Below are 12966 nucleotides of genomic sequence, written 5' to 3'. Positions count from 1 at the left end.
TATGAAGAATTATCGGTGTTAACCTCAAAGAGGCTTTTGATAGTTAATCATACTCTCAAAACTACTAAAGCACCGATGACAACATCCTTGTTCCCATTGGCTAGATATCCTAAATCTAGCCCCACAAAAAGGACATTCGGATAATAAAGTTAGATTATGGGCAAAGCAGCGATCGCTTGTCTTAAACTGCCATTGTATTTGGTGACAGGGTGATTCAATATAACAACTAGGATAAAGCCTAATCGGTTCTAGTTTCATCCCCGTTCCTTGTAGCGGTAACATTAACTGTAAATCTTTAGTATCCAAGCGAACTAACTCAGCTAGTTTATCTAACTCTTTTTGTGTGGGAGGAGGATTGAGTCTAAACTTCTCCCAACGTGCGATCGCACCTCCTAAACCTGTTATGGTAGCCAACATAGAAACACTTAATTGATTCTCTCGCCTAAATCTACCCATAAAATGACTGATACTCTCATTAGCCATAGGTGTAGGTGTTAAATACCAATATTCGAGCTCATTTACCAGCATTATTTATACTCCTGTGCAACTTCTTTAAGGGTGTTCAAATCTATTTTTTTATTACCTTTCTGTAGAGTTCTAATAGCTGCTTCTTTGAGAATCATATCAATTAAGCCAATGTAACCACGAGTTGATTGGGCAATAACTTGCATCATACTTTTCTGGGCTAAATTAGATGGAAGAGGAAGGCATAGAACTTGTTTCTCCCATATCTCTACGACTTTGATTAATGAGTTTCCCGTCAAAGTCCCAAAACTATAACAAGCACGAAAGCGGTTGTAAACTTGTTCATCCTTTTTAATTACCGTATCCAGTCGCTCTGTTCCCACTAAAACCACTGCGATACCTAGATCGTATATATCTCTAACATCAGCAAATGTTTTCGGTTTTAAACGATCTGCCTCATCAATAATTAACATTTCTACTTGACAAGTTTTCAGCACATTGTAAGTGCGATCTCGAATGTCGCTAACAGTACCCTTCGTAATTTGATATTTAAGATGTTCAATAATTGTTTGAAATAAATCCCGAGAGCTACACTCTTAAGGTCGTTGAACATATACCACTGGAACTTTTGGAGCTTTTCCTGGTTGTTGCTCTGGTTTGTGTCTTAATCTAAAAGCATTACAGGCAAGAGTTTTACTATTTCTTGACTCCCCTACTACACGACAGCACTGGCGAGAATGACGCTTATTCTCCAGCCAATCATGTAGTAATTTAACCGCTTCCAATTCTACAAAACTGGGTTTTCTTAACCTTTCTATCTCAGTTTTAAGATTATCGTCATCTAGTTGTGAGTTAATAGAGCCTAAGTTATTTGCGATAATTTCTGCTTTAGTCATAATTATTTACCATCCATACTCTTCAATCATTTCGTTATAGTCATAAACATTGACAGACTCACCTTCAGTTTCCACAACTAAATCTGGCTCATTCTCCTGTAAATTTTCCTCATCTTCTATCGGCTCAACCTTTAGAGGTGATAATTGTTCTTTGAGCAAATTATGCTCTTCTTTCTGTATCTGTTTTTTACTTTTTTTCTCTTTGATGATTAACTCACGAGCCTGAACTTCAGCAAGAATAGAGTTATTCGTTATTGATTTGCCTTTTTCTCTGATTTGACGGGTTATTTCCTTTGCTTCATAAAACGAGAGAGATTCCGACTCTAAATCTTGAGCAAAAGCACGACAAAGAAACACCTCTTTATCGCCCTCGTTTTTATATACATAAATAGTGGTTATGTCACTAGGCTCATATCTGAGGATGACTTGCTCTCCCCCATAACCCGACAAATACTCTCCTTTATAGGATAAATTATTGAAACTAATGTAAACCCCTTGATAAACCGTACGGCGAGTTTGTTTCATTAAACATAGATCCAATTCTCGTTCCGTTGGCAAGGAAGGTGTTACCGCTAAACCTGCTTCCCACCTCTGATAACGAGTTTGTCCCGTACGCTTATCCAAACTCTGATTGTAATTATTAACTATATAACGAACTACGAGCTTATGAAAATTATTAAGAGTGAGACAGGCACCTTTTTCGGCTTCTTTTGGTCGTTCTTTGATATTTGACCCAGTATATCCAGGCAAGGTAGATAGCAATTGTGTATTAATAGTGCCAAAGGGTCTTTCCACGATACCACCTTCAGAAGGACGAGAACGAAACTTCCAGGTTATACCTAGCTGAGAAGCTATTTGCTGAACATGATGAGACTTAAAATCTGTACCGCTATCAGTAAAAATATACTCTGGTTTACCATAAGTTCCCCACTGTTCATGTAATTGATAGTCCGAAGGGTAGTCTTTGGGCAAAATAGCATGACGAAGGGCTAAACCTACTACCATTGAACTGGGAGCATCAAAACCTAAGTTTATACCTACAATACAACGGGAATAAGTATCGATTACGGTGGTCAACCAAGGACGTTTAAATATCTTACCAGAGCTATCAACCAATAAAATATCTGCCTCTGTATGGTCACATTGCCAGACGTGATTACTGTATTCTGGCTCTAAAATTGTGCCATCCTTTGTTCTCAAACTTAATTTAGTGCCCTTCCATCCGGGGTTACGAATATTTTTCTTCACGGCTTGTTCATCGATAATTGTTTGAAGAATGCGATAAACAGTCATGTGGCTGGGTACTTTCAACCCTTCTTGTTTGGCTTTAACTTGTGCTTTAACCGCAATCTGAGAACGATTAACTTTAGTGCCTCCCCGATTCCCTTCTATATACTGTTTTTTAATGAAATCAACTAAAACTTGGTCGATACGATGTTGACCTTTATCCGTTCTTTGGGTTGAAAATAGACCGTTAATTCCCTCCTCTTCCCATTTTTTTTTACCATTTTTTTTTACCATGCGTTGCACTGTTCAACGAGAGCAGTTTAACTTCTGACTCACTTCATCTAACTTTTTCCCATAAGAGATGCGATCGCACGGTTCCATTAAATAATTGATGAGTTCAATCCTCCTCTGGACATCTTCAGGAATATCAACAGGGATTATATTTTTTTCTTTGCTCATAAATACCATTTATAAAAACATAATATTATTTCAACAGCGTTATTAAAAAATGACAACTATTATGTTATAAATTTTGAAAAGTCAAATCAGAGGAAATGACAATCAATTTGTTAATGTTCAGAATAATGACAAGTAATTTGTTAAACCTATCTTCGATGATGAGGAGGGATCAAAGATGGTTATGATTGTTTAGGGAAGGGGATTTGAGGAGGAATTATCCCCATGACAAATAAAATGTTAAAGCGACAGATAAAATGTTACTCGACAAATATGATAAAATTCTTGTAATAGGATTTAAGATATTACATCATAACCAAATTCAGCTAATCTTAAGCGAGATTGTCGCCATTTTGGCTCAACTTTAACGAATAATTCTAAGTAAACTTTGCCACTTAATAATTTTTGCATTTGTTGACGAGAAACTGTACCAATTTCTTTTAACATACTGCCTTTATGACCAATAATAATCGATTTTTGAGAAGTTCGTTCGACACTTATCGCTGCATAAATTTTAGTGAGTTTAGCACTTTCTTCCATTTTTTCCACCGTTACAGCGACAGAATGAGGTATTTCTTCTTTCGTTAACAGTAAAATTTGCTCTCTAATTAATTCGCCGACAATAAATCTTTCTGGTTGATCTGTAATTAAATCAGGGGGATAATAATAAGGACCAAAATCTAATTTAGTGATCAATTTTTCTTGTAAGTTATCTAAGCCATCTCCAGTTACGGCAGAGAAATCTACCATTTCCCAATTTTCTTGACAAATTTCTTGATAACTTTCTCTTAATTTATCCCTTTTGTCTTCTTGTAAATCTATTTTATTTAACCCTAAAATGATAGGCGTTTTACTATGTTGCAATAAGTCTGTAATATAACGATCTCCTCCTCCTGCTGGTGAAGAAGCATCAACGACAAATAACACGACATCAACATTATTAATGGCAGAAACTGCATTTTGTACTAAAACTTTGCCTAATTCATGATGGGGTTTATGAATACCCGGAGTATCAACAAAAATAATTTGTGCTTCTGAGGTGGTTAAAATGCCTTGCAAACGGTTGCGAGTAGTTTGGGGTACAGGAGAAGTTATGGCAATTTTTTCGCCAACTAATCGATTCATAAGAGTAGATTTACCCACATTTGGGCGCCCAATAATAGCGATGAAACCCGACTTAAATTCAGGAGAAGCAACGGGAATAACAGGCAAAAAAGATTCAACGGGGTTAGACATGGGGAAAAATACCTAAAATATACTCGCCTTGATTAACAGTATCGTTAGTAGAGACATCATAGATAATGCCTTTATCTGCGGATTTTATTTCTATTATAGTAGGCATATCCCCTTGTTTATTAAAGGATAAAATTTCATAAAGAAGATCACCATGAATAACTTTTGTTCCTTCAGGTAATCTTTTTTGAATAATTCCCCCTTCAGGTGCATAATAACTTTTGAGATTATTTTTTGAGATAAATTTAGTAGGATTTTTCGGTAATTTTACTTCTAAATTGAGAATATTTTTTGCCGATAAATAATTAATAATACCTTTAACACCTTTGCTGACAGATTCTTGATTAATGATCATTCCTGAGCCTAATTCTAATGTCCATGATTCTATATCAAAAGTAATATTTCTTCCTGCTTGAATTAACTTTTTTTCTAAAACTAACCAAGGGTTTAAAAAGGCTTCATCAAAGGCATTACCATCATATTTGTTCATTAAAATAGCATATTCAAAAAGAAAATAATCTGCACTTTTTTGACGATAGTCAAAGCAATATAAATAGTCGATGGCTTTAACACTAGAACTATGAATATCAATGATATAATTAGCATCTAAAGATAAAGAATGTAACAGATTACGATAATGTTCAGAAAAAGATATTCCTCGATTTTCATCAATAGATTTAAGTTTATCAGCAAATTTAGTCAATATTTGATCTAAAAAATTGTGTTGTATTTTTTCTTTGTTTAAATTAAGATTTGCTTGTACAAATTTATTAATATCAACATTTTCATGAGTATAGTCCCAAAAAATTCGATTCCAATTAAGTCCATCATAAGGGCTAAATCTTCCCGTAGAGAAAAACAAACTTCGTTGATTAACTCCCGTAGGATTGCACATCGGTACTAATAAAATTTCTCCTTTAATATTATCATCATTTAACTGACTTAAAAATTGAATTAATTCATAAATAACTTTATTTCCTACGATTTCTGCACCATGTAAATTAGCTTGTATATAAACTTTTTTATCTTTAGTTTTGCCTTTAAATTGATACGTTTTTAATTGTAGAATATCGCCACTAGCTAAAGTTTGAAGATTAATTAATTCACAAATTGGCTTCATAAATATTAAGGAAAGAATCACTATCTAAAATTATTAATAATCATAGTATCAATTATTAAATAAAAGCCGAATTTTATTGCTTATAACTGATTCCATTGACAGTTGAGACATGATTCAGATAGGATAAACAAAGTAACCGATAATATGATTAAATAATATGGCTTATCAATTACCAACTCTTCCTTTCGATTACACCGCATTAGAGCCTTGTATCTCTAAAAGTACCTTAGAATTTCATCATGACAAACATCACGCTGCCTATGTAAATAACTTCAATAATGCAGTCGCAGGTACAGATTTAGACTCTAAATCCCTTGAAGAAGTCATTAAAATCACGGCTACTAACCCCAGTCAGGCTGGTATTTTTAATAATGCTGCTCAAGCATGGAATCACAGTTTTTATTGGCAGTCTATTAAACCTAATGGTGGTGGTACTCCTAGTGGTGCATTAGCTGATAAAATTGATGCTGATTTCGGTAGTTTTGACAAGTTTGTAGAGGCTTTCAAAACGGCTGGTGCTACTCAGTTTGGTAGTGGTTGGGCATGGTTAGTATTAGATAATGGTACTTTAAAAGTCACTAAAACTGGTAATGCCGATAATCCCTTAACCGCTGGGCAAATTCCTTTATTAACAATGGATGTATGGGAACACGCTTACTATTTAGATTATCAAAATAAACGCCCTGATTACATCAGTGATTTTCTAAGCAAATTAGTTAATTGGGATTTTGTTGCGGAAAATTTTGCTAAGGCAACGGCTTAATTAATTCTTAAAAATTAGAAATGAATAATTAATAATTAGTCTATAAATTTTTTATGGACTAATTTTTTTATATAATCTGTTTATTAAAATAAGCTATTTTTTACTAATTTTAAAAGATATAAGTTAAAAGCGTTTTAGCTCATCAGCTTTTAGTTATCGGCTTTCAGGTATATTAAAATTTACAGATTTATTTTTTAATCCTTAATTGTTTACAAATGATTGAAAAATTACTATAAAATTTATATTATAAAAATTCTTCTTTGAGATTTAGAGGATGAAAATGGAGCAAGAATTAATAATTAATCTATCAATGCTGGTTGAAAAACCGACGGGAATAACTAACTATATACAAAATATTTTACCTCATTTTCATGGTTTAGAATATCATAGTTTATTACCCGAAAAATATAATAATAATAGTTATGAAAATCCTTATTTTATTGATGAAAAACTTAGTCCAGATAATGGTAGTAAAGGTCATTTTTTAAGACTAAAATGGACACAGTTTCAGTTACCAAATATTTATCGTAATTTAAAAGGAAGTTTATTATTTTCTCCAGTGCCTGAAATTCCTTTATTTAGTAAAACTAGAGCGGTAATAATGGTGCATGACTTAATACCTATTCGTTATCCTAAAAAAAAATCTCCTCTTACTCCTTATTTCCGCTATTATATTCCTCAAGTTTGCCGTCAAGCTGAACATATTATCTGTAATTCTCAAGCAACAGCAGATGATATTATTAATTATTTTGGTATTTCTGCCAATAAAATTACTCCCATTTATCTAGGTTATGATCATCAAAAATTTCGAGTAATAGAAAATTTAAGAAATAATTATAAAAATCCTTATTTTCTTTATTTAGGACGACATGATCCTCATAAAAATATCAGCAGAATTATCTCAGCTTTTGCTAATTTTAAACAGTATAATAACTATGAATTATGGTTAGTTGGTCCACCTGATACCCGTTATACTCCATTATTAAAACAACAGGCAAAAGAATTAGGTATTGCAACTCAAGTTAAATTCTTAGATTATGTCTCTAGTGATAATCTACCTATTATTATTAATCAAGCTCAAACTCTTGTTTTTCCTACTCTTTGGGAGGGTTTTGGTTTCCCTATTTTAGAGGCGATGGCTTGTGGCACTCCTATTATTACTTCTAATGTTTCTTCGTTACCAGAAGTAGCAGGAGAAGCAGGATTATTCGTTAATCCATTAGAAATTGATAGCATTACTCAAGCAATGAATATAATGGCAGAGGATAAAAACTTACGAAAACAATTAAGAGAATTAGGATTAAAAAGAGCCATGAATTTTAGTTGGAAAAAGACAGGAAAACAAACCGAAAAAGTGATAAAAAAATATCTCTAATTTGGTGTAATTTGGGTTTTTAGCAGGGAAAGAAAACTAAATAAATATTTAGGATTTATAATTATTTCTCTCGACTTGTTTGTGGATAATTAATGAATTACCCTGACTAATTCTTATCTTCATCAAGAAAATTTTGTGATTAACTTTTATTTATATTATAATCAGCCCATAATTCTGGATTTCCCATAAAAATAAGTTCTGGAGAATCTTTTTTACCATAAGCTTTAATCGATTCAATTTCTAAAGCAAATCTTCCTGCCTCAAACGTGGGATTATAACCACCATCATATTCAAATTTACTCAACATTAATTGTAAAGAATAAACTTTACTTGAATCAAATTTATCAGCATCCTGAAGAGTTTTGGCACGAAAAACAGGAATTAAATTATCAAAAATAATATCAACAATAAGCCACTCATTTACGATAGTATCGAAGGAATAACAATAACTAATGCCATCCCATTTTCCTTCACATCGGGTAATAAATTTATATCTTTTACCATCTCCTTTAACTTTTAATCTGATGCCTTGATAATTAGATAAATCCCATGGTTGATTAAAATTTTTACTCCTAACTGAAGCAAAACCACCATTATTATTAGTGGAAACAATACCTGTAAAAATCGCACAATGAGAGCTTAAAATTAAATTACTGCTACTAACTCCACCCATTACAACATCATCTACTGCACCCCAAATATTGCGTAGATTTTGATTAGGAGTTTGAAAATCAAATAATATTATTTCTCCCTGTTGTAAATTTTGATTGACTAATTCTAATAATTTATCGATGCCATTTTGAGGAAAAAAAATAATTTTATTAACTCTTTCTAATAATGAAGAAAAAGGAGTATCTACCTCTAAATTCAAATCAATAATTTCTGTCAAAGAGGAAGAAAATGCAGTGGTTGGTGATGGACTAATAATTCTTAAAGGTAAGTTTTTTTGTTGTAGAGAATTAATTGTTTCTTGAGCTAAACTACTGCGATCATCACTAATTAAAGTTAAATTTACCATAGAATCAATCATATTTTTATCAATATTTTTTGACTGAAATAATTTTAGAAGACAATAAGGAAAAGGGATTACTTCAAAATAGGTTAAAGTTTTCCAAAGACGTTTTAATTCCATAAATCTAATACAATACAGTAATTTTTAGACAGGTGATATATAGCAATTCTCATATATGATTTGTAAGATTTTGAGAAATATGAGCCATTAGCGTTCATGTATAGTGAAAATTATTTTTAATCTTTAATGATTTACAAATGATTTAGGATTACTATAAGTCTCTAGGTAAAATTAATCATGAATTTAGCTTACCCACTTATGAGCTTAATTACTGAAAAAAATAGGTAAGTTAATTTTTGTCCTTACCTATCTTATCATTTACATTGTTAAGCAAACTTTAATGATCGATTGCTAATTTTAAAATTTGAGTAGTTACTTTCATGCTTTCTTGATATAGAACATCTTTACCAGAACGTTGTAACTGTTGGCTTAATAATTGTTCAGTATCTTGATCTGCTAAAGAGGTTACTTGTTGAATCCGACAAGATTGTGCTCCTCCTCCTGCTTCCATTCTCATACAGCCTGTGGTTTCGGAACATAAAACAGTACAACAATCGGCGTTAAGGTTAGTAGAAGTAAGTTTTAAACTAATTAAATCCCCTAAAACTGCACCCCAATCCGCAATGGGCACTCCTGCTAATTCCGTATTAATTTCTTTGCCTTCAGGATTCAAAAATTTAATGGTAGTAATGTTATAATCACCGCTTTCATAATGATATTCAGTAGGTTGCCAATTTAAACGACTAGCTAACCAACCTAAATACATCAAGGCTTGAGTTGGATTACCTTTTTCATAGTCAACCGTAACTTGATCTACTTCCCAAATAGCACTACGTCTTTCTGGAGGATCGAATGCTTCAGCTGTCAACTCTTGCCATGCCGATAATCTTGCCCAATTTAAGTCAATAACAGGTAAATCTCGATCTAATAGTTTACCTATTTTTAGTAACTCAATTTCTGGTTGTATAAAAATACTTGAATCAATAATTAGGCGATCGCATTCATTAACTAGCCGTTGAAAGAGAGGATATTCCTCATCAATCCCAGCTTTCCACCACATAAATTTGGGTAAATCAGGAATCATCAACTCAGAAATAACACCGCCGATACGTTCAAAAGCAGAGGAAATTCCCGTAATATTAATATATTCACAACAGATTAAAGTATTAGCCGAGCGTTTATTTACAGGACAATACGCTGATACTCTAGCTTTTACTCCTTCATCTCCTTCGGTAGTAGGGGATAAAGTAATAATACGACAGGGATTAATAGAGGCGATGGCATCAGCAATTCCAGCACCTTCCATATCGAGAGAATACTGTTTTACCGAAGCTAATTCCACTAAATCAATTTTACCCTTAACCTGTTTCGCTTCAAATTCGATTCTAAGTTTAGTCAATAATTCGGGTGAAGAAAGCCCTGTCACTTCTAAACCATAGGCTTTTTGAGCCGCCTTGATCGCTGAAGTAGTACGAGGTCCGCCAATTCCATCTACAGGACCACTATAAAAACCAAGGGCAGACAGTAATGGTTGAGTAGCTTCTGGCTCATATACTAAAAAGCTAAAAGTAGAAGCCCTAGTGGCGGCTAAACCATCACCTGTGCCCGTATAAGTTTGCCAGATTTGTCTTAATTCGCTGTCGATGTATTCTAAGTTAACATCTTTAGGAGCTTGTAAGGATACGAGGGGAGTTGTTTTCATGATCTTTTTTTTGTAAGTAAAGTTTTTCGTCAAATTACATAGTCTTCAAATTACAAGCGTCGCCATTTTCTACCGTCTCGGTTAAGCAAAAATTCCGCTTCTGGTGGTTGCCATGTACCTGCTTCATATAAAGGTATGGAATCGGGGGCTGAAGGGGCATCCCAAGCGGTTAAGGCAGGGGTAACAATACGCCACGCTTCTTCTACTTCATCAGCACGGGTAAATAAAGTTTGATCCCCCAACATACAATCTAATAGTAAGCGGTGATAAGCGTCTGCGGTATTGATACCAAAAGATGAACCATAGCTGAAATCCATATCCACTGTACGAGTGCGTAATTCAGATCCTGGTACTTTTGCTTCAAATCTCAAAGAAATACCCTCATTGGGTTGGATGCGTAAAGCGAGAATATTAGGGTTTGTTTGTTGTGCCGCCGAGGGGAAGATGGTTAAAGGTACATCTTTAAATTGAATGGCAATCTCAGAGACTTTTTTCGGTAATCGTTTCCCTGTGCGTAAATAAAACGGTACACCTTGCCAGCGCCAGTTATCTACCATTAACTTTAAAGCGACAAAAGTGGGAGTTGTAGAGTAAGGATTTACATCTTTTTCGTCACGATAACCCGGAATTGCTTTTCCTTTCATCCATCCTGCTGAATATTGCCCCCTAATGGCACTTTTTTCTAAATTTTTGACATCCGCTAAACGAGTTGATTGTAAAACCTTGACTTTTTCTCCCCTAATACTATCTGCATTAACCCCGTTAGGTGTTTCCATCGCCGTTAAACAAAAAAGTTGTAATAGGTGATTTTGCACCATATCTCGCAACGCCCCTGCGGTTTCATAATAACCTGCTCTTTCTTCAACTCCAACGGTTTCCGCTACGGTTATTTGAATATTATCAACGTAGTTACGATTCCATAAAGGTTCAAAAATGGCATTGGCAAAACGAAAAACCATCAAATTTTGTACCGTTTCTTTACCCAAATAATGATCAATACGATAAATTTGTTCTTCTTTACAAACTTTTTGTACAATACGGTTTAAAACTTGTGCACTGCTTAAATCTTTACCGAAGGGTTTTTCAATAACTAGACGATGTTTTAAAGCATCATCTAACATTCCTGCCGCACCTAATTGCTTAATGGCAGGAGGAAAAAATTTAGGAGAAACAGCCAGATAAAAAACTCGATTACCTCTTGTGCCTCTTTTACCGTCTAATTCTTCGAGGAAAGCCTTTAATTGTTCATAGCTTTCTGCTTCATCCATGTTTCCAGCACAGTAAAAAAGTCCTTGTGCAAAATCATCCCATAACTCTTCTTTACCAATACCATCAGAAAATTCTTCAATACCTTGTCTCATTTGCTCACGAAAATAGTCATGACTCCATTCTCGCCTAGCAACTCCTACGATAGTCATTTCTGCTGGTAGTCGCCCTTCTTTTTTTAGTTGATACAAAGCTGGTACTAATTTTCGTTGGGTTAAATCTCCTGATGCTCCAAAGATAACTAATATTAACGGTTCTGGAGTTTTAGCCTGTTTTAAACCAACTCTGAGAGGATTTTCTTGTAGTGTCAACATTTTATTCTATTCTTGAACAACCACTTTTATTCTAGTTTCTCTCTCAAAATGTGATTAATTTTAATTCCTATAAGTAAAGTTTTGTTAACTTAATCCGTTTTCTGATTTCTGTAACTCTGTTAGGGCTCTTAAAATTTCTTGAGAGTGAATAGCAGGGTGCACCCCTAAAAATTGAGCGACTAAAACGCCATCGGGGTTGATAATATAAGTATGACGCATGGATCTTCCACTTAACCATGAACCATAATCTTTACTTACTTTACCTTCAGTATCGGCTAATAAAGGAAAATTTAAACCTTCTTCCTCGCCAAAATCTTCATGAGAATGAACATCATCAACACTCACGCCAATTATTTCGGTATTTAGGGCTTGATATTTCGCCAAATCTTGTTGAAATCTTTTCGCTTCGAGGGTACATCCGGGAGTAAAATCTTGAGGATAAAAATAGAGTACCACCCATTTACCTCGATAATCTTTCAAGGAAATCTCTCCATCTCCTTTATTCGTGGGTAATATAAATTCTGGGGCAAGTTCGTTTAAAGGCGGTTGTATTCCTCCTAATGCAAGAGCAAAATTACTGAAACTAAATAATAAGCAAAAAATTACGCTGAAAATAATTGCTATTTTTACCAAGTATTTAAACATTTTAACAATTAATATATTGATTATCCCGATGAATTGGTGCATTATCTATGATTAATACTGATAATATTTCTAATGATGGCAATAAATATTTTTCTAACCATCCTTCAAAACTTTCTGCATTTAAACTTCCCGTAAAGAGCATTGATAACATTAAATCTTTTTTTCCTTTTCTTCTTCTTGGTACTAAATTTTCTTCTAAGATTTTACTCTATTTTTGTCTCATTCTTAAGTTAAATAACTATAAGTTAATTTTTCTGAACAAATTTTATATCTTTGGTATATAAACATTAGTTTCTAGCAATAAAAATCAGCCAAAGAACGATGATTTTTGATGACAAATTTTAATGATTTATCCTCAACAATATCATTTTATCGTATGTATAGTTTCATTAGCGGATTTATCTTATTCTATTTCAAAATAGTTCCACTTTG

At 33.6% G+C, this 12966-nt stretch carries 10 protein-coding genes and 2 pseudogenes; 2 read left to right on the top strand and 10 right to left on the bottom strand.

The genetic code is table 11. The features are described from left to right. Nucleotides 1-24: 24 nt before the first annotated feature. The 5 genes and pseudogenes from GM3708_RS16045 to GM3708_RS16025 all read right to left on the bottom strand — a co-directional run bounded on the left by GM3708_RS16045 (nucleotide 25) and on the right by GM3708_RS16025 (nucleotide 5397). On the bottom strand, nucleotides 25-528 hold the full coding sequence (locus GM3708_RS16045) for a TniQ family protein (RefSeq protein WP_066349016.1): 504 nt from the start codon (nucleotides 526-528) through the stop codon (nucleotides 25-27). Continuing rightward, nucleotides 528-1361, bottom strand: a pseudogene (locus tag GM3708_RS16040) (TniB family NTP-binding protein). Before GM3708_RS16040 ends, GM3708_RS16045 begins: the two are co-directional and overlap by 1 nt. Before the next feature lie 6 nt (nucleotides 1362-1367). Beyond that, nucleotides 1368-2882 (bottom strand): Mu transposase C-terminal domain-containing protein, encoded by a 1515-nt coding sequence (locus tag GM3708_RS16035; RefSeq protein WP_231932986.1) that lies wholly within the window; start codon nucleotides 2880-2882, stop codon nucleotides 1368-1370. Between the two features lie 459 nt (nucleotides 2883-3341). Further along, complete coding sequence (era, locus tag GM3708_RS16030) at nucleotides 3342-4280, bottom strand: GTPase Era (protein WP_066349012.1); 939 nt, start codon at nucleotides 4278-4280, stop codon at nucleotides 3342-3344. Continuing rightward, nucleotides 4273-5397 (bottom strand): succinylglutamate desuccinylase/aspartoacylase family protein, encoded by a 1125-nt coding sequence (locus GM3708_RS16025; protein ID WP_066349010.1) that lies wholly within the window; start codon nucleotides 5395-5397, stop codon nucleotides 4273-4275. Before GM3708_RS16025 ends, era begins: the two co-directional genes overlap by 8 nt. A gap of 157 nt (nucleotides 5398-5554) precedes the next feature. On the opposite strand from GM3708_RS16025, the gene GM3708_RS16020 reads away from it, so the two are divergent. Together GM3708_RS16020 and GM3708_RS16015 are read left to right on the top strand one after the other, a co-directional pair. Continuing rightward, nucleotides 5555-6160: a superoxide dismutase gene (locus GM3708_RS16020; RefSeq protein WP_066349009.1), complete on the top strand. Its 606-nt coding sequence runs from the start codon at nucleotides 5555-5557 to the stop codon at nucleotides 6158-6160. A 274-nt stretch (nucleotides 6161-6434) separates the two neighbouring features. Next, the gene (locus GM3708_RS16015; protein WP_066349008.1) at nucleotides 6435-7535 is read left to right on the top strand and encodes a glycosyltransferase family 1 protein; all 1101 of its coding nucleotides are present in this window, start codon (nucleotides 6435-6437) and stop codon (nucleotides 7533-7535) included. 139 nt (nucleotides 7536-7674) lie between these two features. Here the strand turns inward: GM3708_RS16015 and GM3708_RS16010 are convergent, their stop codons facing one another. The 5 genes and pseudogenes from GM3708_RS16010 to GM3708_RS15990 form a co-directional block, all read right to left on the bottom strand. Then, entirely contained in the window at nucleotides 7675-8667 is a 993-nt protein-coding gene (locus GM3708_RS16010) for a CIA30 family protein (RefSeq protein ID WP_066349007.1), read from the bottom strand. A 277-nt stretch (nucleotides 8668-8944) separates the two neighbouring features. Further along, entirely contained in the window at nucleotides 8945-10309 is a 1365-nt protein-coding gene (gene opcA / locus GM3708_RS16005; protein ID WP_066349005.1) for a glucose-6-phosphate dehydrogenase assembly protein OpcA, read from the bottom strand. A gap of 50 nt (nucleotides 10310-10359) precedes the next feature. Beyond that, nucleotides 10360-11889, bottom strand: a complete 1530-nt coding sequence (gene zwf / locus GM3708_RS16000) for a glucose-6-phosphate dehydrogenase (RefSeq protein WP_066349004.1) — start codon at nucleotides 11887-11889, stop codon at nucleotides 10360-10362. Between the two features lie 84 nt (nucleotides 11890-11973). Continuing rightward, the gene (locus GM3708_RS15995; RefSeq protein WP_082714167.1) at nucleotides 11974-12534 is read right to left on the bottom strand and encodes a peroxiredoxin; all 561 of its coding nucleotides are present in this window, start codon (nucleotides 12532-12534) and stop codon (nucleotides 11974-11976) included. A 25-nt stretch (nucleotides 12535-12559) separates the two neighbouring features. Next, nucleotides 12560-12727, bottom strand: a pseudogene (locus tag GM3708_RS15990) (IS630 family transposase); the annotation flags it as partial. Nucleotides 12728-12966 lie beyond the last annotated feature (239 nt).

Source organism: Geminocystis sp. NIES-3708, from assembly GCF_001548095.1.
In the GTDB taxonomy this organism is placed as follows: domain Bacteria; phylum Cyanobacteriota; class Cyanobacteriia; order Cyanobacteriales; family Cyanobacteriaceae; genus Geminocystis.
The sequence above is the reverse complement of the archived record's forward strand: the minus strand, read 5'-3'. Positions and strand labels throughout refer to the sequence as shown.

Excerpts from the sequence above, each read along its gene's own strand:
- GM3708_RS16045 (WP_066349016.1), bottom strand. The coding sequence starts at position 528 with ATGCTGGTAAATGAGCTCGAATATTGGTATTTAACACCTACACCTATG.
- GM3708_RS16035 (WP_231932986.1), bottom strand. The coding sequence starts at position 2,882 with ATGGTAAAAAAAAATGGTAAAAAAAAATGGGAAGAGGAGGGAATTAAC.
- era (WP_066349012.1), bottom strand. The coding sequence starts at position 4,280 with ATGTCTAACCCCGTTGAATCTTTTTTGCCTGTTATTCCCGTTGCTTCT.
- GM3708_RS16025 (WP_066349010.1), bottom strand. The coding sequence starts at position 5,397 with ATGAAGCCAATTTGTGAATTAATTAATCTTCAAACTTTAGCTAGTGGC.
- GM3708_RS16020 (WP_066349009.1), top strand. The coding sequence starts at position 5,555 with ATGGCTTATCAATTACCAACTCTTCCTTTCGATTACACCGCATTAGAG.
- GM3708_RS16015 (WP_066349008.1), top strand. The coding sequence starts at position 6,435 with ATGAAAATGGAGCAAGAATTAATAATTAATCTATCAATGCTGGTTGAA.
- GM3708_RS16010 (WP_066349007.1), bottom strand. The coding sequence starts at position 8,667 with ATGGAATTAAAACGTCTTTGGAAAACTTTAACCTATTTTGAAGTAATC.
- opcA (WP_066349005.1), bottom strand. The coding sequence starts at position 10,309 with ATGAAAACAACTCCCCTCGTATCCTTACAAGCTCCTAAAGATGTTAAC.
- zwf (WP_066349004.1), bottom strand. The coding sequence starts at position 11,889 with ATGTTGACACTACAAGAAAATCCTCTCAGAGTTGGTTTAAAACAGGCT.
- GM3708_RS15995 (WP_082714167.1), bottom strand. The coding sequence starts at position 12,534 with ATGTTTAAATACTTGGTAAAAATAGCAATTATTTTCAGCGTAATTTTT.